The organism is Streptomyces coeruleofuscus, from assembly GCF_039532725.1.
In the GTDB taxonomy this organism is placed as follows: domain Bacteria; phylum Actinomycetota; class Actinomycetes; order Streptomycetales; family Streptomycetaceae; genus Streptomyces; species Streptomyces coeruleofuscus.
Map to the genome: position 1 here is coordinate 63,861 of NZ_BAAASE010000002.1, position 21,814 is coordinate 85,674.

At 70.2% G+C, this 21,814-nt stretch carries 20 protein-coding genes; 6 read left to right on the forward strand and 14 right to left on the reverse strand.

Translation table 11 applies throughout. The features are described 5' to 3' along the window. Positions 1–99 precede the first annotated feature (99 nt). The 5 genes from ftsH to dacB form a co-directional block, all read right to left on the reverse strand. Positions 100–2,142: an ATP-dependent zinc metalloprotease FtsH gene (gene ftsH, locus ABFX81_RS07370; protein WP_086851391.1), complete on the reverse strand. Its 2,043-nt coding sequence runs from the start codon at positions 2,140–2,142 to the stop codon at positions 100–102. A gap of 186 nt (positions 2,143–2,328) precedes the next feature. Further along, positions 2,329–2,889: a hypoxanthine phosphoribosyltransferase gene (gene hpt, locus ABFX81_RS07375; protein WP_086851389.1), complete on the reverse strand. Its 561-nt coding sequence runs from the start codon at positions 2,887–2,889 to the stop codon at positions 2,329–2,331. A gap of 59 nt (positions 2,890–2,948) precedes the next feature. Next, positions 2,949–3,986, reverse strand: a complete 1,038-nt coding sequence (gene tilS / locus ABFX81_RS07380; RefSeq protein ID WP_086851386.1) for a tRNA lysidine(34) synthetase TilS — start codon at positions 3,984–3,986, stop codon at positions 2,949–2,951. A 196-nt stretch (positions 3,987–4,182) separates the two neighbouring features. After that, complete coding sequence (locus ABFX81_RS07385) at positions 4,183–5,310, reverse strand: zinc-dependent metalloprotease (RefSeq protein WP_086851384.1); 1,128 nt, start codon at positions 5,308–5,310, stop codon at positions 4,183–4,185. Between the two features lie 261 nt (positions 5,311–5,571). Beyond that, positions 5,572–7,146, reverse strand: coding sequence for a D-alanyl-D-alanine carboxypeptidase/D-alanyl-D-alanine endopeptidase (dacB, locus tag ABFX81_RS07390; protein ID WP_346137797.1), 1,575 nt, complete (start codon positions 7,144–7,146; stop codon positions 5,572–5,574). 79 nt (positions 7,147–7,225) lie between these two features. Here dacB and ABFX81_RS07395 point away from each other — a divergent pair, with 79 nt between their 5' ends. Next, positions 7,226–7,717 carry an inorganic diphosphatase gene (locus ABFX81_RS07395; protein ID WP_031487466.1) on the forward strand — a complete coding sequence of 164 codons (492 nt, stop codon included), beginning with the start codon at positions 7,226–7,228 and terminating at the stop codon, positions 7,715–7,717. Between the two features lie 113 nt (positions 7,718–7,830). Then, on the forward strand, positions 7,831–9,528 hold the full coding sequence (locus tag ABFX81_RS07400; protein WP_086847581.1) for a threonine/serine exporter family protein: 1,698 nt from the start codon (positions 7,831–7,833) through the stop codon (positions 9,526–9,528). 57 nt (positions 9,529–9,585) lie between these two features. Here the strand turns inward: ABFX81_RS07400 and ABFX81_RS07405 are convergent, their stop codons facing one another. Beyond that, a complete protein-coding gene (locus tag ABFX81_RS07405) occupies positions 9,586–10,482 on the reverse strand; it encodes a VTT domain-containing protein (RefSeq protein ID WP_086847583.1) in 897 nt (298 codons plus the stop codon). Between the two features lie 135 nt (positions 10,483–10,617). Between ABFX81_RS07405 and ABFX81_RS07410 the strand changes: the two genes are divergently transcribed. Beyond that, a complete protein-coding gene (locus tag ABFX81_RS07410; protein ID WP_086847585.1) occupies positions 10,618–10,992 on the forward strand; it encodes a heavy metal-binding domain-containing protein in 375 nt (124 codons plus the stop codon). A 9-nt stretch (positions 10,993–11,001) separates the two neighbouring features. Here the strand turns inward: ABFX81_RS07410 and ABFX81_RS07415 are convergent, their stop codons facing one another. The 4 genes from ABFX81_RS07415 to ABFX81_RS07430 form a co-directional block, all read right to left on the reverse strand. After that, entirely contained in the window at positions 11,002–11,757 is a 756-nt protein-coding gene (locus ABFX81_RS07415; RefSeq protein WP_346137798.1) for a hypothetical protein, read from the reverse strand. 218 nt (positions 11,758–11,975) lie between these two features. Continuing rightward, positions 11,976–12,158 carry a linaridin family RiPP gene (locus tag ABFX81_RS07420; RefSeq protein WP_346137799.1) on the reverse strand — a complete coding sequence of 61 codons (183 nt, stop codon included), beginning with the start codon at positions 12,156–12,158 and terminating at the stop codon, positions 11,976–11,978. A gap of 130 nt (positions 12,159–12,288) precedes the next feature. Further along, complete coding sequence (locus ABFX81_RS07425) at positions 12,289–12,870, reverse strand: hypothetical protein (RefSeq protein ID WP_346137800.1); 582 nt, start codon at positions 12,868–12,870, stop codon at positions 12,289–12,291. Between the two features lie 2 nt (positions 12,871–12,872). Beyond that, entirely contained in the window at positions 12,873–13,763 is an 891-nt protein-coding gene (locus tag ABFX81_RS07430; RefSeq protein ID WP_346137986.1) for an alpha/beta fold hydrolase, read from the reverse strand. On the opposite strand from ABFX81_RS07430, the gene ABFX81_RS07435 reads away from it, so the two are divergent. Next, positions 13,719–13,901 (forward strand): hypothetical protein, encoded by a 183-nt coding sequence (locus ABFX81_RS07435; RefSeq protein ID WP_346137996.1) that lies wholly within the window; start codon positions 13,719–13,721, stop codon positions 13,899–13,901. The genes ABFX81_RS07430 and ABFX81_RS07435 overlap by 45 nt on opposite strands. 52 nt (positions 13,902–13,953) lie before the next feature. On the opposite strand, the gene ABFX81_RS07440 is transcribed toward ABFX81_RS07435, so the two are convergent. The 4 genes from ABFX81_RS07440 to ABFX81_RS07455 all read right to left on the reverse strand — a co-directional run bounded on the left by ABFX81_RS07440 (position 13,954) and on the right by ABFX81_RS07455 (position 18,769). Next, entirely contained in the window at positions 13,954–14,301 is a 348-nt protein-coding gene (locus ABFX81_RS07440; RefSeq protein WP_086847591.1) for a helix-turn-helix domain-containing protein, read from the reverse strand. A 43-nt stretch (positions 14,302–14,344) separates the two neighbouring features. Further along, positions 14,345–15,103, reverse strand: coding sequence for a methyltransferase domain-containing protein (locus ABFX81_RS07445; protein ID WP_086847593.1), 759 nt, complete (start codon positions 15,101–15,103; stop codon positions 14,345–14,347). Between the two features lie 298 nt (positions 15,104–15,401). Next, entirely contained in the window at positions 15,402–16,886 is a 1,485-nt protein-coding gene (locus ABFX81_RS07450) for an NAD(P)-binding protein (protein ID WP_086847596.1), read from the reverse strand. Further along, a complete protein-coding gene (locus ABFX81_RS07455) occupies positions 16,883–18,769 on the reverse strand; it encodes an ABC transporter transmembrane domain-containing protein (protein ID WP_086847625.1) in 1,887 nt (628 codons plus the stop codon). The genes ABFX81_RS07450 and ABFX81_RS07455 overlap by 4 nt, the downstream gene beginning before the upstream one ends. Positions 18,770–19,088: 319 nt before the next feature. On the opposite strand from ABFX81_RS07455, the gene ABFX81_RS07460 reads away from it, so the two are divergent. Then, positions 19,089–20,375, forward strand: coding sequence for an ion channel protein (locus ABFX81_RS07460; RefSeq protein ID WP_086847627.1), 1,287 nt, complete (start codon positions 19,089–19,091; stop codon positions 20,373–20,375). Positions 20,376–20,407: 32 nt separating this feature from the next. After that, positions 20,408–21,814, forward strand: a complete 1,407-nt coding sequence (gene gad / locus ABFX81_RS07465) for a glutamate decarboxylase (protein WP_086847598.1) — start codon at positions 20,408–20,410, stop codon at positions 21,812–21,814.

Consider the following 21,814-nt stretch of genomic DNA (forward strand, 5'->3'; position numbering starts at 1 on the left):
GGGCGGCCTGCGCAGATGGCGAAAAGCCGCGCCCCCCAGGCTAAAACCTGGGGGGCGCGGCATCCATTCCGGGCCCGGTGGGACCACCGGGAGAGCGGGTCAGCTCTCGGGGCGGTCCTCCGGGGCTCGCTCGGGCGCCGGGGCCGGTTCCGCCGCGGTGCTCTTCGCGGTGGTGATGGCCGGCGTCGCGCCGTTCGCCCCGTTCGTCAGGGCCAGCTCCTTGGGGGAGAGGACCGGCGGGCGGGTGGACGGCGTACGACGGGAGGAGCCCGTCCAGGCAGGCCGCGGCGGGCGCTTGACGATCGGGGCGAAGATCTCGGCGATCTCCTCCTTGCCCAGCGTCTCCTTCTCCAGCAGCTGCAGCACGAGGTTGTCGAGGACGTCACGGTTCTCGACGAGGATCTCCCACGCCTCGTTGTGCGCGGTCTCGATGAGCTTCTTGACCTCTTCGTCGACCAGCGCCGCGACCTCTTCCGAGTAGTCGCGTTGGTGAGACATCTCACGCCCGAGGAACGGCTCGGTGTTGTCGCCGCCGAACTTGATCGCGCCGAGACGCTCGGTCATGCCGTACTGCGTGACCATCGCGCGGGCCAGGCCCGTGGCCTTCTCGATGTCGTTGGCGGCACCCGTCGTCGGGTCGTGGAAGACGAGCTCCTCGGCCGCGCGGCCGCCCAGCATGTAGGCCAGCTGGTCCAGCATCTCGTTGCGCGTGGTCGAGTACTTGTCCTCGTCCGGCAGCACCATCGTGTAGCCGAGGGCGCGGCCTCTCGACAGGATCGTGATCTTGTGGACGGGATCGGAGTTCGGCGAGGCCGCCGCGACCAGGGCGTGTCCGCCCTCGTGGTACGCGGTGATCTTCTTCTCCTTGTCCGACATGATCCGGGTCCGCTTCTGCGGGCCCGCGACCACACGGTCGATCGCCTCGTCGAGCATGTGGTTGTCGATCAGCTTCTTGTCGCTGCGGGCCGTCAGCAGGGCGGCTTCGTTCAGCACGTTGGCCAGATCGGCACCCGTCATGCCGGGCGTACGGCGGGCCATGGCCGACAGGTCGACGTCGGGCGCGACCGGCTTGCCCTTCTGGTGGACCTTGAGGATCTCCAGACGGCCCTGCATGTCCGGGCGGTCGACGGCGATCTGCCGGTCGAAACGGCCGGGGCGCAGCAGCGCCGGGTCGAGGATGTCGGGCCGGTTCGTCGCGGCGATGAGGATCACGCCGCCCTTGACGTCGAAGCCGTCCATCTCGACGAGCAGCTGGTTCAGCGTCTGCTCGCGCTCGTCATGACCGCCGCCGAGGCCGGCGCCGCGGTGGCGGCCGACCGCGTCGATCTCGTCGACGAAGACGATCGCCGGGGCGTTCGCCTTGGCCTGCTCGAACAGGTCACGGACACGGGAGGCACCGACACCGACGAACATCTCGACGAAGTCGGAACCGGAGATCGAGTAGAACGGCACCCCGGCCTCGCCCGCGACGGCACGCGCGAGCAGGGTCTTGCCGGTACCGGGAGGCCCGTAGAGCAGAACGCCCTTGGGGATCTTGGCACCGACGGCCTGGAACTTGGCCGGCTCCTGGAGGAACTCCTTGATCTCGTGGAGTTCCTCGACGGCCTCGTCCGAACCGGCGACGTCCGAGAACGTCGTCTTGGGGGTGTCCTTGGTGATGAGCTTGGCCTTGGACTTCCCGAAGTTCATGACGCGGGAGCCGCCGCCCTGCATCTGGTTCATCAGGAACAGGAAGAGGACCACGATGAGAATCAAGGGAAGCAGGAAAGAGATCAGCATCCCGATGAACGGGTTCTGCTTGGACGGCGAGACCGTGTAGCCGTCCGGGATCTGCTTGTTCTGGAACTTGTTCTGCAGCGTGTTGGCGATGTCCTCGCCCTGGTTGCCGATGTAGCTCGCCTGGATCTTGGAGCTGCCCTCGACCTTTACGCCCTCTTTGAGCGTGACCTTGATGGTCTCGTCATCGCCGGTGGTGAGCTTGGCCGACTCCACCTTGTTCTGGTTGATCGCCTGGACGACCTGGCCGGTGTCCACCGTCTTGTAGCCACCGGACGAGCCGACGACCTGCATCAACACGACCACGGCAAGGACGGCCAGCACGATCCACATGACCGGCCCACGGAAGTATCGCTTCACGTCCATCCATACGGAGCGGTGCCGCCCCGTCCCTCCTGCCATAGTGAGTTTGATAAAGCCTGTTCTTCGGACGGTACCCCAGCATTGTCACCTGAAGCCGCGCGGGACGGCTGGCGATCCGTCTACGCCTGCTCCAACGGCGGGAAGCGCGCTGGGGTTCCCGATCACCGTCACGGCACCGCGGCCGGAGTTTCAGCCGCCGTACACGTGGGGCGCGAGCGTACCGACGAACGGGAGGTTGCGGTACTTCTCGGCGTAGTCGAGGCCGTAGCCCACGACGAACTCGTTGGGGATGTCGAACCCGACCCATTCCACGTCGATGGCGACCTTCGCGGCCTCGGGCTTGCGCAGCAGCGTGCACACCTTGAGGGAGGCGGGCTCGCGCGAGCCGAGGTTGGAGATCAGCCAGGACAGGGTCAGGCCGGAGTCGATGATGTCCTCGACGATGAGGACGTGCTTGCCCTTGATGTCGGTGTCGAGGTCCTTGAGGATCCGCACCACACCGGAGGACTGGGTGCCCGCCCCGTACGAGGATACGGCCATCCAGTCCATGGTGAGGGGGGTGGACAGCGCCCGGGCGAGATCGGCCATGACCATCACCGCGCCCTTGAGGACGCCGACGATCAGCAGGTCCTTACCCGCATACTCCGCGTCGATCTTCGCGGCCAGCTCGCCCAGCTTGGCGTCGATCTCTTCCTTGGTGATGAGTACCTGCTGAAGGTCGGCACCCATGTCTTTCGCGTCCACCCGCATCACTTTCGGTCGTCCCGGACTGAGCGGCCCCTCCACCGACTTGCCGGAGGGGACGTGATTCAGCCTTGCCGAATCACCAGTCTGCCACCCTGCCGCCGGGCCACGACCTTGCCGGGGAGGTTGATGGCACCCTGACCGCGCCAGCCGGTGATCAACCGGTCGACTTCCTCGATGTGCCGGGCGAACAGCGAACCGGCCGGGGCACCGGCCGCGATGGCGGCCCGCCGCAGGATCCGGCGGCGTACGGCGGGTGGCAGGGCGTAGAGCTTCGCGCACTCCAGGAGCCCGGCGGCGTCGCGGACGGTGGCCTCGGCCTGGGCGGCCCAGGAGTCGAGGGCGTCGGCGTCGTCGCGGGAGAGCCGGGCCGTACGGGCGAGGGCCTCGACGACGCCCTTGCCGAGGGCCTTCTCCAGGGCGGGCAGGCCTTCGTGGCGCAGCCGGGAGCGGGTGTAGGCCGGGTCGGCGTTGTGGGGGTCGTCCCAGACGGGCAGGGACTGGACCATGCAGGCCTTGCGGGCGGTCTGCCGGTCGAGTTCCAGGAAGGGGCGCCGGTAGCGGCCGTCGGCCCCCGAGACCGCGGCCATGCCGGACAAGGAGCGGATGCCGGAGCCGCGGGCGAGGCCGAGCAGGACGGTTTCGGCCTGGTCGTCCCGCGTGTGACCGAGCAGGACCGCGGCGGCGCCGTGGCGTTCGGCGGCGGTGTCGAGCGCGGCGTAGCGGGCGTCGCGGGCGGCGGCTTCGGGTCCGCCCGCGCGGCCTACGGTCACGGCGACCGAGTCGACCGGGTCGAGGCCGAGTTCGCGCAGGCGCAGGACGACTTCCGCGGCCCGCAGGTCGGAGCCGGGCTGGAGACCGTGGTCGACGGTCACCCCACCGGCTCTGATGCCGAGCTTCGGGGACTCGAAGGCCAGGGCGGAGGCGAGGGCCATGGAGTCGGCGCCGCCGGAGCATGCCACGAGCACGAGCGGCGGGGGCGGCAGCTCGTGCGAGGGGGCGTGCGGGAGTGCGGCGGTGGTGCGGTGGTGCTCGGTGAGGAGGTCGTGGAGGACGCGGCGGACCGCCAGGCGTATCGCCGCGACCGCAGGATGGGGACCCATGTCCGGTTCCCTTCATGAAGTTTTCGGGGGGTGAACCCGAGTGTCGGTCACGCAGAGTGTGTAGATGGTGACAGAACCGGGCCGTTCCCCGAGCATTGCACGCCTACCCCTCGCTCACGGTCCCTCGGACGGGTGATTGGAGGGGCGTTCGCCTGCCGTGGGCCCGTTTCCTTTCACGACCTTCCCGCGATGTTCACTACTCGGCCCTGCGATGCACCCGCGCGATCCAGTCCGCCGGTTTGGCGATCTCCGTCTTGGTGGGGAGGGTGTTGGGCGAGGTCCACACGCGGTTGAAGCCGTCCATGCCGACCTCGTCGACGACGGCCCGTACGAAGCGTTCGCCGTCCCGGTACTGCCGGAGCTTGGCGTCCAGGCCGAGCAGCTTGCGCAGGGCCAGGTCCAGGCGGGAGGCGCCCTTGGCGCGGCGCTGCTGGAACTTCTCGCGGATCTCCCCGACGCTCGGTACGACGTCCGGACCGACGCCGTCCATCACGAAGTCGGCGTGGCCCTCCAGCAGGGACATCACGGCGGTGAGGCGGCCGAGGATCTCGCGCTGGGCGGGCGTCTGCACGATCTCGACGAGGGAGCGGCCGCCGTCGTCCTCCTCGGCCTCGGGGCGGCCCCCGGCGAGGCTCTGGGCGGCTTCGCGTACGCGTTCCAGGACGGTCATGGGGTCGACGTCGGTCTCGCCCAGGAAGGACTGGATCTCACCCTCGAGGTGGTCGCGCAGCCAGGGCACGGCGGTGAACTGCGTGCGGTGGGTCTCCTCGTGCAGGCACACCCAGAGCCTGAAGTCGTGCGGGTCGACGTCGAGTTCACGCTCCACGTGCACGATGTTCGGGGCGACGAGCAGGAGCCGGCCGCCGCCGTTCTCGCCGGCCGGGAGCTGGCGGGTGGCCGGGGCGAAGGTCTCGTACTGGCCGAGGACGCGGGAGGCCAGGAAGGACAGGAGCATGCCCAGCTCCACGCCGGTGACCTTGCCGCCGACGGCGCTCATGACCGTGCCGCCGGGGGTGTTGCCGCGCCGGTCCTGCATCTTGTCGAGCAGGGGCTTCAGGAGTTCCCGGAAGCCGGCGACGTTCGCGCGGATCCAGCCCGGGCGGTCGACGACCAGGACGGGGGTGTCGTGGCCCTCCTCCGTGCCCAGACGGGTGAAGCCCCGGACGTGTCCCTCCGAGGCCTTGGCATGCCGCCGCAGCTCGGCGACGACGGCCCGGGCCTCGTCGGCGCTGACGTCGGGGCCCGGCCGTACGAGCCGGGTCGCGGTCGCCACCGCGAGATTCCAGTCGACCATGCCGGTTGAAGCACCACCGATGCTCGTCATGCGTCAACCGTACGTGAGCGCTGGCCGCTGGGGCAGGGCGGCGAGGGTTGGGGGTCGCCGGGTTGGTCGTCGGGTGCTGGGCGTTGTGGCCGGTGTGTGGGGCCGGCAGGGGCTGGGTGTCTTGGCCGGTACTCGGCGTTGTCGGCCGTGCCCACCCTCCCCCAAGCTCTCGGCTTCGCTCGAGCAGGGGGGACCCCCATCGCCCCAGCGGAACGACTGCCCACGGCGGGGCGGAACGGCTGCCTGCGGCCAAGTAGGCAGCTACCGGCAGCCGCACGCCGCCAGTGTCGTCGCCGCCCTGTCCAGGGCCTTCTGGGCCGCCGCCGGGTTTGTCGTGTTGTTGGCCATGAAGGCGAAGGCCAGCAGGCGGCCGTCCTGGTCGACGACCGTGCCCGCGAGGGTGTTCACGCCGGTCAGGGTGCCTGTCTTGGCGCGGACGACGCCGGCTGCGCCGTCCGTGTAGCGGGTGGTCAGGGTGCCGGTGAAGCCCGCGACGGGGAGGCCGGTGAGGGCCGGGCGGAGCTCGGGGTGAGCGGGGTCGGCCGCCTTGGCGAGGAGGGCGGTGAGGAGGTCGGCCGTCAGTCTGTCGGCGCGGTGCAGGCCGCTGCCGTCCTTGAAGGCGGCTCCCTTGACGGGCAGGCCGAGTGCGCGGAGGCGGGCGTTGATGGCCCGGTCGGCGCCGGCGAAGTCGGCCCGGTGGCCCGTGGCGATCGCCGTGTGGCGGGCGAGGGCCTCCGCGATGTCGTTGTCGCTGTCGGTCAGCATCCGTTCGACGAGGGCCGAGAGCGGGCGCGAGGCGACCGTGGCCAAGGTCTTCGCGCGGTTTGTGGCCTTCGACGGTCCGGGGGACGTGGCCTTGATGCCGCGGTCCTTCAGGAGGTCCCCGAAGCGGCGGGCCGCGTCCGCGGCCGGGTCGGTCACGCGGGTGACCGGGCCGCTCGTCGAGTCGTTCGTGCGGCCCTCGTCGGCCATCAGGGGGCTGACGAGGGCGAGGTTGGGGTTGACCCCGATCGGGTGCTTCTGGCTGCCCGCGTAGAGGGTCGTGTCGTAGGAGAGCGTCACGTCGCGGACGCCGCGCTGGGCCAGGGCCGCGGCCGTCTGGTCGGCCAGCGTGCGCAGGCTCGCCCAGCCGTCAAAGGCCTCGCGGGCCGTGAGGGTGGGGTCGCCGCCGCCTACCAGGACGACCTCCTTGGTGTCGGGTTCCAGCGCCGCGCGGGTGGTGAGGCGGTGGTCGGCGCCCATCGCGGACAGCGCGGCGACGGCCGTGGCGATCTTCGTCGTCGAGGCCGGGGTGAGGGCGGCGTCCGAGGCGGCGCCGTACAGGGGTCTGCCGGTCGTGACGTCCACGACCGCCGCCGCGGGCCGGGGGCCGAGCGCCGGGTCCTTCAGCAGGGGCGTGAGGGTCTTCGCGAGAACCTTGCCGTCCGGGGCGGACTTCACGGTGCTGACGCCGCCGAGGCCGGTCAGCACGGGCGCGGCGCTGGGGGCCGGGCGGGGCTGCGCGGGCGGGCCGGGGGCACGGCCGTGATCTGTGCCACCCGCGCGGCCCAGGGCCACGGCCCGGTCCCGCTCGGCCGTACGCTGACCCGAGGAGTCCCAGGGGCCGGCGGCGGTCACCACACCGGCGGCCAGCGCCAGACCGGCGGTGGTGGCGCCCGCGGCATACTGCCAGGGCCGCGTGACCCGCGCGACCTGCGGTTTCCCGGCTCGGGCGAGCCGCGCGATCCGTGGTTTCGCGGCTGCGGCGGCCCTGGCCAGGCGCGGTCGTACGGCACCCGCGATCCGCACCACGTGCGGTCTCGCGGACCGCCAAGGACGCAGCTCCGGCACGACCACCAGCCCCTTTCGCGATCACACACCTGCGTGAGGGACACTTAACCACCAGAACTATGTGTTGATCATGGAGGAGCCACCGGTGGAGTTCGACGTCACGATCGAGATTCCGAAGGGTTCGCGCAACAAGTACGAGGTGGACCACGAGACCGGTCGTATCCGCCTGGACCGGCGACTCTTCACCTCGACCGCCTACCCGACCGACTACGGCTTCGTCGAGAACACCCTCGGCGAGGACGGCGACCCGCTGGACGCGCTGGTCATCCTGGACGAGCCGACCTTCCCGGGCTGCCTCATCAAGTGCCGGGCGATCGGCATGTTCCGGATGACGGACGAGGCCGGTGGCGACGACAAGCTGCTGTGCGTGCCGGCGACGGACCCGCGTGTGGAGCACCTGCGGGACATCCACCACGTGTCGGAGTTCGACCGTCTGGAGATCCAGCACTTCTTCGAGGTCTACAAGGACCTGGAGCCCGGCAAGTCGGTCGAGGGCGCCGACTGGGTGGGCCGCACCGAGGCCGAGGCCGAGATCGAGCGGTCGTACAAGCGCTTCAAGGACCAGGGCGGTCACTGACCCTTCCGACGCTCACGGGCCGCACGCCTGCGCGTGCGGCCCGTTCGCCTGTATGTGCGCATACTGAGGCTGGGGGTACTGAGGCTTACGTGTCGTACAGGGAGCGCCAGGCAGTGACGGACGCGGAAGACCGCAAGCCGAAGTCGGACGAGGCCAGGAGCATGTTCCTGCCGCCGGCGGGGGCCGCGGTCGACGGGGACATGTCGACGACGTCGGAGTTCGCGATCCCCGAGGGCCTCGCCGTGCCCAAGCCGACCGGTACGGAGTCCGAGACGACGTCCGAGTTCGCCCTGCCGGAGGGGCTGGACGTCTCGCAGGTGCCTTCGGCGGAGCCGGAGGGGTCGGCGTTCACGCCGCCGAGCACGTACAGCACGAAGCACGCCCCGTCGGCGTTCACCCCGCCGAGCGGGATCCCCGTGGTCAGCCTGACCAAGGACGTGCCCTGGCAGGACCGGATGCGCACCATGCTCCGCATGCCGGTGGCGGAGCGGCCGGCGCCGGAACCGAGCCAGCGCGGCACCGACGACTCGGGTCCCGCCGTGCCGCGCGTGCTCGACCTGACGCTGCGTATCGGCGAGTTGCTGCTCGCGGGCGGTGAGGGCGCCGAGGACGTCGAGGCGGCCATGTTCGCCGTCTGCCGCTCGTACGGCCTGGACCGTTGCGAGCCCAACGTCACCTTCACGCTGCTGGCGATCTCGTACCAGCCGTCGCTCGTCGACGACCCGGTCACGGCGTCGCGGACCGTGCGCCGCAGAGGCACCGACTACACGCGGCTGGCGGCCGTGTACCAGCTGGTGGACGACCTCAGCGACGACGAGACGGCGGTCTCCCTGGAGGAGGCCTACCGGCGGCTCGCCGAGATCCGCCGTAACCGGCACCCCTACCCCGGCTGGGCGCTGACCGGCGCGAGCGGGCTGCTGGCGGGTGCGGCCTCCGTGCTCGTCGGCGGTGATCTGATCGTGTTCGTCGCGGCCGCGCTGGGCGCGATGCTCGGCGACCGGCTGGCGTGGCTGTGCGCGGGGCGCGGGCTGCCGGAGTTCTACCAGTTCACGGTGGCGGCGACGCCGCCGGCCGCGATCGGGATCGCGCTGACGCTGGCCCACGTCGACGTGAAGGCGTCGGCGGTGATCACCGGTGGGCTGTTCGCGCTGCTGCCCGGGCGGGCGCTGGTGGCGGGTGTGCAGGACGGTCTGACCGGCTTCTACATCACCGCGTCCGCGCGGCTGCTGGAAGTCATGTACTTCTTCGTGGGCATCGTCGCGGGTGTGCTGCTGGTGCTGTACTTCGGCGTGCAGCTGGGGGCGCGACTGAACCCCGACCAGGCGCTCGGGGCCTCCGACGACCCGGTGATGATGATCGGCGCGTCGATGCTGCTGTCACTGGCGTTCGCGGTGCTGCTCCAGCAGGAACGATCCACCGTGGTGTGGGTGACGCTGAACGGCGGTGTCGCGTGGGTCGTGTACGGCGCGATGCACTACGTGGGAGACATCTCGCCGGTGGCCTCGACGGCGGCGGCCGCGGGGCTGGTGGGACTCTTCGGACAGTTGCTGTCCCGGTACCAGTTCGCCTCCGCCCTGCCCTACACGACGGCGGCGATCGGACCCCTGCTGCCGGGTTCCGCGACGTACTTCGGGCTGCTCGCGATCGCGCAGAACGAGGTGGAACCGGGGCTGGTGTCGCTGTCCAAGGCGGTGGCCCTGGCCATGGCGATCGCCATCGGGGTGAATCTGGGGTCCGAGATCTCGCGGATGTTCCTGCGGATCGGGTCCGCGGAGAAGCGGCGGGCCGCCAAGCGGACCAGGGGTTTCTAGCGCCCTTTGCCTGTGGGCTCGGGCTTCCTGTCCGTCGGCGGCCCGGTGAGCCGTCTGTCAGTAACCCCCGTTGTAGGGGGGCTGGCCCCCGCCCTGCTGGGTGCCGTACGGCTGCTGCCGGCTTCCGTAGGGCTGCTGCTGGCCGTAGCCGGGGGCCTGGGGGTACTGGCCGTAGTACTGCTGGTCGTCGTAGCCGTTCTGGTTGCCGTGCGAGGGCTGCTGCGGGTGCTGCTGCGGGTGCTGGTGGGGCTGGCCGTCCGGGGTGATGCGGCGGAGCTGGGTCGTCGCGTCGTCCATGACGGGGGGCTGGGACGCCGGGGCCTCTGACGCGGCGCGCTTCTTCCGGGAGCGGTCGCGGAGGTACTCGACGATGATCGGGACGACGGAGAGCAGGACGATCAGGATGAGGATCGACTCGACGTTCTTCTTGATGAAGTCGATCTGGCCGAGCCAGTAGCCCGCGAGGGTGACGCCGGTGCCCCAGGCGATTCCGCCGATGACGTTGTACGTGAGGAACGTGCGGTACTTCATGCGGCCGGCGCCGGCCACGATGGGGGCGAAGGTGCGCACGATCGGGACGAAGCGGGCCAGGACGATCGCCTTGGGGCCGTACTTCTCCATGAACTCGTGGGCCTTGTCCAGGTTCTCCTGCTTGAAGAGCTTGGAGTTCGGCCTGTTGAAGAGCTTCGGGCCCAGGAACTTGCCGATCATGTAGCCCACTTGGTCGCCGACGACGGCGGCGATCACGATCAGCGTGCAGACCAGCCACAGGGGCTGCGTGATGTAGGTGCCCTCGGCCACGAAGAGACCCGCCGTGAACAGCAGGGAGTCACCGGGCAGGAACGCGAAGAGTCCGGATTCCGCGAAGACGATGAGCAGGATGCCGGGCAGGCTGAACGTCGAGATCAGGTAGTCCGGGCTGAGCCACTCGGGGCCGAGCGCAAGCGTGGTCACGGGGATGTGGCTCCTGCTGCTGGGGGGTACGGGCTGGGGCTGACTGCTTCAAAGTATCAACGCAGCCGTCATGGCCCAGGTTCCACGGGGGTACTCAGGATGCACTGTCGGCCGCCGTGGAGAAAGCTGTGAACCATGGGCATCGATGATTACGGCGGCGGACAGGGCCCCCAGCCCGACGTCCTCGTCGTCACCACGAACGACGTACCCGGCCACCGCGTGCGGGAGGTGCTCGGCGAGGTCTTCGGCCTGACCGTCCGGTCCCGGCACCTGGGGAGCCAGATCGGCGCCGGTCTGAAGTCGATGGTCGGCGGTGAGCTGCGCGGTCTGACCAAGACGCTCGTGGAGACCCGCAACCAGGCCATGGAGCGACTCGTCGAGCAGGCACGCGCGCGTGGTGCCAACGGTGTGCTCGCGTTCCGCTTCGACGTGACGGCGGCGGCTGACGTCGGCACGGAGGTGTGCGCGTACGGGACGGCCGTGGTGATCGAGCCCGCGCACATGGAGTGACCGGCGCCGTCACCCCTCGTGCCGGGGCAGCTCCGCGCGCTTCTCGTTCTGGGCGAAGACGTAGAGAAGCGCCGGGTGAGTGGCGCCGAAGGCGAGCACGAAGCGGTTGAGGCCCATGAACTGGCCGATTCCCAGGTGGAACAGCGTCATCGAGCCGAGGAACGCCTTCGCCGCGGGCTTGGGCAGGACGAAGACCAGCGGGAAGGAGACCTCCGCGGCGATCGTTCCCCAGGTCACGAATTTTCCCGCCATCGGGTACTTGTGCACCAGGCGGTAGACGCGCTGGTCCCCGTAGTTGCGCGTACGGATGACTCCGCTGAACGCCTCTCCGCTGAGCCACACCGGGGACACGAGCTTGACCACGCCGGACGCGATGTAGGAGATGGTCGTCTCCAGGGCCAGCGCCCGCATGGCCACGTCGCGGGCCTTCTCGCCGTCCTTGAAGGTGCCGGTGGAGGCGAGGACGATGTTGATCACTTGCTGGAGCTGGTCGGCGCCGTCCCCGCCGAAGGGGGAGCGCAGCCGTCCGGCGGCGCCCGTCACCGCCAGAACGGCACTGCCCGCCGTACGCACTCCGCGCTTGTGACCCCAGATCAGCGTGGCGGCGGAAGCACCCGCCTGTACCCCGTACAGGGCGACCGCCGCCTGCTTGGACTCAAGAGCGCGCGTCAGCCGGGGGAATCGCCTGGCGAACTTGGGGCGCATGTTGGCCAATTGGCCGCTCAGCATTTCGCCGTCTTCGAACTTGCGCGTCTGGCTCAGCATTTCCAGTGCGGAGACCAAAGTACCCAGCGAAGCCACTCGGCGTGCCGTGACCTCGGGCGGAGCGCTGAGGAACATGGATGGGTGCTCCCGATGGTGTGATGCGAGTACGGTGGATACGAAAGCGGCGGCACGGTATGCGTATCGGGCGTACCGTGCCGCCGCGTCTTTCATCGGACGGAACCGGCGATGCCGGTCAGCGTCGCCTGACGGCCGATCGTTCAGCCCGCGAGGTCGTTCGTGACCTCGTTCAGCGCGTACGCGGTCGCGGCGGTCACCGCGACACCCTCGGGGGTGGCGAGGGTGGCCGTCGGGGTGAGCATGGTCGGGGTCGCCTCGTTGCCGATACGGCCCGGGGTGACGTCGGTCAGCTCGGTGTTGGCGAAGTCAGCCACAACAGACATGTGATGTCCTCTTTCTCTGGGAAAAGCTCTGAGCGAGTTCTCCAGCCGTTCGGCGGGAGGGCGCGGACTCACGCGGCACAAGGGTGCCGAGTGAGTGCGCGGCTTCCAGTCGAGAGGGTTGATCGACTCGCTATGCGGCCAGCCGGGACGGCGCGTCGGCAGGGGTGACGTCGCCCTCCAGGGGGAATTCCATGGAGACGAAGACGGGTTCGATGTGCCGGTCTTCCGGGCTGGTGGGATACGAATGCAGCAGCATGAACTGGCTGTGCGAGGCCCCTTCTGCGTGGGGCAGGTGGAGCTGGATGTAGCGGGCCAGCAGCCGGTATCCGGTCGCCGTCGTCACGGGGAGTACCTCCGATCCGAAGGCGACCGCGTAGGTGAGGGCGTGCTGGGTGGCGTCGAAGAGGGCCTTCGGGCTCCGGTTGCGGGCGTTCCAGGCCAGTGCGTACCACGGCCGGTCCTGGACGATCGGAACCTCCGTCCACTCCCCGGGCTTGCCGTCCACCAGATCGCGGTAGAGGAGATGGTTGTCCTTGACGCCGGGGTTCGGCCCGAAGAAGCGCCAGTTCGGGGTCGGTATGCGCATCTTCCCGCGGCGCAGGAGACCGTCGAAGCGCTGCTCGGGGATCTGGGCCACGGCCGTCGCCACCAGCCAGGTGGCGAGTGATGTCGTGACGGCGGCGATCTTCACGCGTTCCGTGTCGACCTTCATGATCACGCCGGCTCCTCCTCCCTCTGTGCGGCCCGGGTCACCTTGACGGACGGCCGCCACGACGGCCCGAGCGGTTCGCGGGGCGGTTCGCCGGCGATCAGTTCCGTCACCTCTTCGGCGTGCCTGCGCGCGGAGAGCAGGGACTCGTGATCGGAGCCGACGACGAAGTGGTGCCGGGCCCGCTCGGAGATGACGGCCAGCCTGGCCTGGATCCCGGCGTGCAGGGTGTTGTCGCCGATGTTGTTCTCCGCCGTGATGACGGTCAACGGGCAGTCCAGCTCGGTCAGTTCCGGATAGGTCATCGCGTCCCGGTACTCCCGGTGGGCCGTGGCCCAGGTGCGGGGGGTGGCCAGGAACGCCTTGTAGCTCCGGTTGATGTCCGGGCGGTACTGCTGGTTCACGTTCATGGCGGGCCGGAAGACCGACAGACCCGTGGCGGCGAACACCTGCTCCATCACCATCCGCTGGTGTGACCAGCGGTCGACGTCGGTTCGGCGGGCGTGGCGCAGGCTGATCACTTCGGTGGCGTCGATCATGACCACCTGGGTCACGCCCTTCACCGCGTCCGGATGCCGCGCCGCGTAGGCCGCGACGAAGTACCCGCCCAGGGAGTGGCCCGCCAGGACGACCGGGAGGTCGGCGATGTAGGTGTCGCGCAGCTCCTGCAACAGCTCGAAGTGCGACTCGGCGCCGTACCGGGTGTCCGGCGTGCTGAGCCCGTAGCCCGGGCGGTTGAACCGCACGTATCCCATGTCCGCGGGAAGGGCGCGGCAGACCCAGTCCCAGTATTCCTGGGGCGCGCCCATACCGTTGTCGAACAGAACGGCGCGCTGTGCCCGCGGAGGGATGTGGACGTCGACCTCGACGAGGCTGCCGTCCGGCCGCTCGTGCAGCGTATAGCGACGGGCACGCTCGCGTTTACCGGTGAATCGAGTTACCGCACCGGTCAGAAGGCTCGCGCCGGCCAATCCAGAAATGCCGACGGCAAACTGGCGCTCCAAAGACGCCACATTCCCTCCCCCGTGATGTGAAGTGACTGTCTGCCCGGAAGGCTAACATGCAATTCCGGACTCAATTAATGAGTTAATTGACGAGCCGTCCCGGGCGAGTTCCTTCACGACGCTGCGGCGGGCGTACGGCCGTGCTCCGGCCGTACTTCCGCAGTTCCATGTAGAGTTCGCCGATCGTCGTCTTGAGCATGGCGTTTTCTTTTGCCAGTTCGGCCATCCGGGACGCTTCCTCGGTGTGTCTTCCGCCGTCGCCGGCCAGGCCGTTACGGCCGCCCTCAATAAACTGCCGGCGCCAGTTCGACACCGACTGCTCGGACACTCCTGCTTCCCGGGCGGCTTCCGCCGCCGTCAGTTCACCGCTCATCACTCGGACCACCAGGCCGAGTTTCTTGTCTACCGGAAGTACTGGCGGACGCCCCACGTGCAACCCCCTTTTGGCCAACCGCGTGCTGTGTGTAGTGCGCTCAGGGTTTGACGTAGGAGCACATGAACATGGGCGCCCCTTCGCTGTAAGGGGTGCCGTCCCATCGCGACATACGGGCCTCGGGCTCCAGCCCGGCCGCGCGGGCGTAGCCGTCGACGTCCTCCGGGGTGGTCAGCCGCGTGAGTTCGTTGCCCACCCTGGTGGTGCCGTCGGCCTGGTACAGGATGTGCGAGCAGTGCCACAAGCCGCCGTCGAGCAGGGTGGAATGGGTCTGCACACCTGTCCCCGGCTCCGGGTAGGGGACGAAGTAGGTGGTGCGGGTCCGACCCTCGTGAAGCTTCAGGATCGCCGGCTTGTTGTGCGTCTCGACGACCAGCCGGCCACCGGGGGCCATGAGGTCGGCCGCGCGCCGAACGGCCCGCCGCTGGTCCTCGGGAGTGGTCAGGCACGACAGGGTCGCGCATACGGAATACACCATTGCGTAGCGGGATTCCGAGGTGTAGGTGCGTATGTCCCCGTGCACCGGGGTGACGTCCCCGCCGCCCTTCAGCTTGACGCGCAGCGCGTCCAGCATCTCCGGAGAGGAGTCCACGCCGGTCACATGGCCGACGCTCCGGGACAGCGGGAGGGCGATCCGCCCGGTGCCGACACCGAATTCAAGGGTCCCCGCCCCGGGAGCGGGGTGGCGGTCCGCCAGTCCCTTTACGGCCTCGGCGGTAATCCTGTCGTCCGGGATCAGCCGGTCGTACCAGCCTTCGAACTGTCTGCCGTAGCCTATGTCCGCAACTCCGGTTACCACAGATATTCCCCGTTCATGATGTCCCCACTGCCATACCGATGGGAGCGTCATGAAGCCGAGGAGTTGGAGCCGGGCGAAAGGTGGGATGCCGGCTACAGCGGTCGCGTGAATCTCCGCGACCGCCCGCGTGGTTAGTCAGACAGCAGCACGGTAACGCCTCAACGGAGCTTGTGGGGAGCTTCGTTGGTTCCACCGTACCAAAGCGATATGGACTGTTCCATGGATTTTGGGCGCCGATTCATCACCCCGGTCCGGGATAGCGGGAGCTGACGAGACCTCGAACGAGCGCGCCCCGGTATTAGCCGGGACGCCCGAATTCGAGTGGTGCCGGATCGGACGCCAAGTCGGGTACCTCACATATCCCGAAAGAATGCCGGAGTGCGGAGAGGGCGGCCAGGTATCCAGACATTCCGTGCACACTGGGACCCGGCGGGGTGGCCGAGGAACACAGGAAGACTCCGGGCAGCGGAGTGCGGTAGGGGTCGAAGCGCGGAACGGGCCGCGCGATGCTCTGGTAGAGCGTCATGGCCCCGGAACCGATGTCCCCGCCGACGTAGTTGGGGTTGTAGGCCTCGTACGCGGCGGCGGCGACGGAACGGTGGGCGACGACGGTGTCCCCGAAGCCGGGGGCATGGCGCTCGATCCGTGCCCGGACCAGGTCGTAGGGGTCGGTGGGGTCGCCGTTCGGCACGTGCGCGTACGCCCACACGGGGCGCTTTCCGGGCAGGGCCCGCCCGGGGTCGGTCACCGCCGGGTCGACCACGAGGACGAACGGCTCCTCCGTCCGCACTCCATGGGCGTTCGCCGTCTCCTGCCGCACCATCTCGGTGTGTGTGCCGCCCAGATGCACCGTGCCGGCGCGGCCCACCTCCGAGTCGGTCCAGGGGATCGGCTCGGAGACCAGGAAGTCGACCTTGGCGGCGCCCGGGCCGTAGCGGAACCGCTCCAGAGCGCGGGCGTAGGCGCGGGGCAGCCGTCCGCCCGCGAGGGCCAGCAGGCCCTTGGGGCTGGTGTCGAGCAGGACCGCGCGTGCGCCGTGCAGTTCGGAGAGGTCCCTCACGTGGTGTCCGGTGTGGAAGACGCCGCCGTGCGCCGTGATGTCCTCGGCCAGCGCCTGTGCGATGCGGCCGCTGCCACCGCGCGGCAGCGGCCACCCCGTCCCGTGCGCCAGGTGGCCCAGCAGCATGGCCACCGCCGCTGACGCCACGCTCGGCAGCTTGCCGACCGCGTGCGCGGCGACACCGGTCAGCAGGGCGGGCGCCGCCTCGCCCCGGAAGCGCGCCGCGCCGAGCCGGCTGCCGTGGACCGCGACCCGGCTCGCCAGCAGCAGGGCCGCCGCGGGGTCCCGCGGCAGGCCGCGCTGCCCGGACAGGACGAGGTCGACGACCGCCTCGCTGCGTTCGAGCAGCGGGCCCATCAGCCGGCGCCAGCCGGGGCCGTCGGCGCCCAGGTGCTCGCAGGTCTTCGCCAGTGAGCGGTAGGCCAGTGCGGCACGGCCCCCGTCCAGCGGATGGGCGTAACTGATCTCGGGCTGGAGGAGCTCGACCCCGCGGGCCGCCAGGTCGAACGCGCGGAAGAACGGGGACGCGGCGGCCATGGGATGGACGGCGGAGCAGAGGTCGTGCACGACGCCGGAGTCGAAGAGCGAAGCGGTGCGCAGCCCTCCGCCGATGGTCTCGGCCGCCTCGTGGAGCTCCACGCGCAGCCCGGCACGGGCCAGGACCACGCCGGCCGCGAGGCCGTTGGGTCCGGTGCCCACGATGGCGACATCGGTGGTACTCACCTCTGCTCCTCACTCTTGATGGGCCGAAGCTGCAACGTCTGCTCGGTGAGTCCGACATGCGGTGGCCAGCCGAGCGCGAAAGAGGGCGGGGGCGTCCACGGTTCCATGCGTTCGTGGGCGGTCGCCGGAGCCGTCGGCGGGGGCATGAGGCCCGGCTCGGCGAGCAGTTGCGAGCCGGCGAGGCGCCGGTAGAGCTCGTCGCGCTCCATCAGGTCGTGGTGCACGCCGGTGGCCCGCACTCTGCCGCCCTCCATCACCACGATCTTGTCGGCGTCGATCACCGTGGAGATCCGGTGGGCGATGGCGATGACCGCGCAGCGCCGGGAGATCCGGCGCACCACGTCGCGGAAATCCCGCTCCGAGTCGGAGTCCAGGTTGGAGGTGGCCTCGTCGAGCAGCATGACCGCGGGCTGCTGCAACAGCGTACGGGCGATGCACAGGCGCTGGCGCTGGCCGCCGGACAACCCGCTGCCCTGGTCGCCGAGTTCGGTGTCGAGACCGCGTGGGAGATGGGCGATCACGGAGGTGAGGCCGGCCATCGCCACCGCCTCCCGGACGGCGTCGTCGCCGGCGTGCGGGTTGGCGTAGGTCAGGTTCTCCCGGATGGTGCCGCGCATGGCCGCGCTGTCCTGCTGGACATAGCCCACCAGCCCGCGGACCGTGTCGAGGGGCAGCGCCTCGATGTCGTGCCCGCTGAGCCGGACGCTGCCGCGGTCCACCGAGTAGAAGCGCTCGATCAGCTGGAACATGGTGGTCTTGCCCGCGCCCGAGGGCCCGACCACCGCCGTCAGCCCGCGCGCCGGCACGCTGAAGGAGACGCCGTTGAGCACCTGCGTCTTCTCCGCCTGTTTGCCTCGCCGGTAGGCGAAGCGCACGTCGTGGAATTCGACCGCCGGCCGGTGCCGGGCGAGCCGCCCGAGGGGCGCGGGGTCCGCCACTCCCTCCGGGCCGTCGCTCTCCTGGGCCAGGCGGGCGAGTTCGTCCACGCGGTGGATGGCGGCTCGGCCCTGGACGAACTGGCCGACCCCCATGAAGAACATGACCAGCGGCGACACCAGTTGGAACAGATACATGATGAACGTGGTCAGACTGGCCATGTCCATCTCGCCGCGGGCCACCCAGGCCATCCCGACGCCCACGACGACGGCCAGGGCGCCCTGCGTGCCGACGTTCATGGACGGCATCAGCAGGGCGTTGTAGGCGTTGACCCGGATGCCCGAACGCCGCGTCCTCTCGGCCAGCCCGCCGATGCGGGCGGCCTCACGGGACTCGGCGCGGGACGCCTTCACCGTGGGCAGTGCGGAGAGCACGCGCTGTATGTCACCGGCGAACGCGCCGGTGTCGTCCCGGTTCTCCAGGGCGACCTTGCGCAGTTTCCGGGCGAGCGCGATGGAGACGATGCTGGCGGCCGCCAGACAGCTCATGGTGATGGCCATCAGCCACAGATCGATGAGGAACATCAGGACGACGCCGCCTATGACCGTGGCGCCGCTGATGATCAGCTGGGCGAGGCTCTGTGAGAGGGCAATCTTCACCAGTGAGGTATCGGTGACCGTGCGGGTGAAGATATCGCCCTGGGATTCTTTCCCGAACGCGGTGAGATCGGCGCGCAGAAGCCGTCCGACCAGGATCCGGCGGACGTCGAAGACGATATTCTCCCCGGCCCGCCCGATGGCGTAGGCCTGGAGCGAGGAGAAGAGGGCGCCCGCGCAGAACAGGGCGACCAGCTGTGCGATGGGGCCGGTCAGCGGGGCACCGCCGCCCGCCGCCTCGATCAGCCTGCCGATGGCCCAGGGCTGGGCGAGCGCGGCGCCCACCCCCAGCAGGCCGAGCAGCACGCCGGCGATCAGCAGCCCGGTGTGCTGTCCGGCGACACTCGCCACCGATCCCGCACCGTTCGCGGCCCCGGCTTCCGGGCTCGCGTTTTTCATAAGACTCGCCACGCGCGCTCCCCCCGCTTTGCCGACGGCCACGGCAATGGGCAGGCGCCGGAAAGACAGCGCTGCCCTACGAGTTCCGTCGTCAAGGTGTTCGAAGGTAACACCCCATACGGCCTAAAGTTACGAGTTAATTGACCGGCGAGCAGGCGGCCGCTCCATTACCGGGGAATTGCGGCGGACCGGCGAAAGTTAATCGCTCTTCCGCTGGGCGGGCGCAAGCGTGTTTCCCGTTCGTCCCCTTTGATCCGCTTATCGTGTGCCCGTGGTCCAGGACTCCGCGCGGCAGGCACCCTCCGTCACCCCCGCGACTCCCGCCCGCGCCCTGCTGCCGTCGATCCTGCCCGCCCTGGCCGTGGGCGTGGTGTCCAGCCTGCTTCTGGTGGGGGTGGAGGTCGCCGCCGAGGAGCTCCAGGGCGTGCTGTGGCGGACGGTGCCGGACGCGCTGGGGGTCGGCCGGTACTCGGTGGCGTGGATGTTCGCGATGCTCGTCGCGACCGGGGCCGCGGTCGGGCTGGTGGTGTGGAAGGTGCCGGGCCACGCGGGCCCGGATCCGGCCACGGTCGGCCTGGACGCCCCGGTCCTGCCGCCCGTCGTGCTGCCGGGGCTGCTGCTGGCGACCGCGCTGATGCTGGCCGGCGGGCCGAGTCTGGGCCCCGAGAACCCGATCATCGCCGTGAACGTCGGCCTGGCGGTCTGGCTGGGCGGCCGGGCGCTTCCCCGGGCGCCGGGCAGGATCTGGCCGGCACTGGCGGAGGCGGCGACGCTCGGCGCCCTGTTCGGCACGCCCGTGGCCGCGGCCCTGGTGATCTCCGAGGTGCTGGCCCGGCAGGAGACCCGCGGTCTGCTGTGGGACAACCTGTTCCCGCCGCTGACCGCCGCGACGGCCGGTGCCCTGACGGCGACCCTCGTCGACCACCCGAGCTTCGACCTGGACCTGCCGTCGTTCGGCCGGCCGGGCTGGGGGGACCTGTCGGCGGCTGTCGTGGTCGCCGCGGCGGGCGCGCTGCTCGGCATGGGAGCCGTGCGCGCCTTCCCGTACGTCCACGCGGCGTTCCGCCGGCTGCGGCATCCGATGCTGATGCTCCCGGCGGGCGGGGCCGTGCTGGGCGCTCTCGCCGCCCTGGGCGGCCATCTGACGCTGTTCAAGGGGCTCGACGAGATCGCCGAGCTGGCGCACGACCCGGACGGCCGGTCGGCCGGTGAGTTCGCCGTCCTGACCGTGGTGAAGCTGGCCGCGCTGCTCGTCGCCGCGTCCTGCGGCTTCCGCGGCGGGCGCATCTTCCCTGCCGTGTTCGTCGGTACCGCCCTCGGGCTGTGCGCGCACGCCCTGGTGTCCGGAGTGCATCCCGCAGTGGGGGTGTCCGCCGGAGTGCTGGGGGTGCTGCTGGCCATCACCCGGCAGGGCTGGATCAGCCTGTTCGTCGCCGCGGTGCTGGTCGCCTCGCCGGGGATCATCGCCCTGCTCTGCGTCGCCTCGCTGCCGGCCTGGCTGCTGGTCACGGGCCGGCCACAGATGCAGCTACGGCCGGACGGGACGTCCGTCCGCTGACACCCGCTCCCCCACCCATCCCGGAGGCTCCCTTGCCGCTCAACGAAGGCCCCCGTCAGCCCGGCGAACGCCGCCTGTCCGTCAACCCCTTCTACGGTCCCGCCAACCCGGTCGGCGACATGGCCGAGGCCCCGCCCACACACCGGCTCCCGGACCAGCCCATGGCACCGGCGACCGCCCACCAGCTCGTGCGCGACGAGCTGATGCTGGACGGCAACGCGCGGCTGAACCTCGCCACGTTCGTCACCACCTGGATGGAGCCGGAGGCCGGGGTGCTGATGGCGGAGTGCCGGGACAAGAACATGATCGACAAGGACGAGTACCCGCGCACGGCCGAGCTGGAGCGGCGGTGCGTGGCGATGCTCGCCGACCTGTGGAACGCGCCCGACCCGGCGGCGGCGGTGGGCTGTTCGACGACCGGGTCGAGCGAGGCGTGCATGCTCGCCGGGATGGCGCTGAAGCGGCGGTGGGCGCGGCGCAACGCCGGGCGGTACCCGGGGGCCCGGCCCAATCTGGTGATGGGCGTCAACGTGCAGGTCTGCTGGGAGAAGTTCTGCAACTTCTGGGAGGTGGAGGCCCGGCTGGTCCCCATGGAGGGCGAGCGGTTCCACCTGGACCCGCAGGCCGCGGCCGAGCTGTGCGACGAGAACACCATCGGGGTCGTCGGGATCCTGGGCTCGACCTTCGACGGGTCCTACGAGCCGGTCGCCGAGCTGTGCGCGGCGCTGGACACGGTGCAGGAGCGGACCGGGCTCGACATCCCCGTGCATGTCGACGGGGCGTCCGGTGCCATGGTCGCGCCGTTCCTCGACGAGGACCTGGTGTGGGACTTCCGGCTGCCGAGGGTGGCGTCGATCAACACCTCGGGGCACAAGTACGGGCTCGTCTACCCGGGCGTCGGCTGGGCGCTGTGGCGGGACGCGGACGCGCTGCCGGAGGAGCTGGTGTTCCGGGTCAACTACCTGGGCGGCGACATGCCGACGTTCGCGCTGAACTTCTCCCGGCCGGGCGCTCAGGTCGTGGCGCAGTACTACACGTTCCTGCGGCTGGGCCGGGACGGCTACCGGGCCGTGCAGCAGGCCGCGCGGGACGTGGCCACGGGGCTCGCCGGGCGGATCGAGGCGCTGGGTGACTTCCGGCTGCTGACCCGGGGCGACGAGTTGCCGGTGTTCGCCTTCACGACCGCCCCGGACGTGACGTGGTACGACGTCTTCGACGTCTCACGGCGGCTGCGCGAGAGCGGCTGGCTGGTACCCGCGTACACCTTCCCGGCCAACCGCGAGGACCTGTCCGTGCTGCGGGTGGTGTGCCGCAACGGCTTCTCCGCCGACCTCGCCGAGCTGCTCGCCCAGGACCTGGAACGGCTGCTGCCGGAACTGCGCCGGCAGCCGCGCCCCTTCACGCGGGACAAGAGCGCGGCGACCGGGTTCCACCACTAG

Bases quoted from the DNA above. Each gene is read 5' to 3' on its own strand.
- ftsH (WP_086851391.1), bottom strand. From the start codon at position 2,142: ATGGACGTGAAGCGATACTTCCGTGGGCCGGTCATGTGGATCGTGCTG.
- hpt (WP_086851389.1), bottom strand. From the start codon at position 2,889: ATGCGGGTGGACGCGAAAGACATGGGTGCCGACCTTCAGCAGGTACTC.
- tilS (WP_086851386.1), bottom strand. From the start codon at position 3,986: ATGGGTCCCCATCCTGCGGTCGCGGCGATACGCCTGGCGGTCCGCCGC.
- ABFX81_RS07385 (WP_086851384.1), bottom strand. From the start codon at position 5,310: ATGACGAGCATCGGTGGTGCTTCAACCGGCATGGTCGACTGGAATCTC.
- ABFX81_RS07410 (WP_086847585.1), top strand. From the start codon at position 10,618: ATGGGCATCGATGATTACGGCGGCGGACAGGGCCCCCAGCCCGACGTC.
- ABFX81_RS07415 (WP_346137798.1), bottom strand. From the start codon at position 11,757: ATGCTGAGCCAGACGCGCAAGTTCGAAGACGGCGAAATGCTGAGCGGC.
- ABFX81_RS07420 (WP_346137799.1), bottom strand. From the start codon at position 12,158: ATGTCTGTTGTGGCTGACTTCGCCAACACCGAGCTGACCGACGTCACC.
- ABFX81_RS07425 (WP_346137800.1), bottom strand. From the start codon at position 12,870: ATGAAGGTCGACACGGAACGCGTGAAGATCGCCGCCGTCACGACATCA.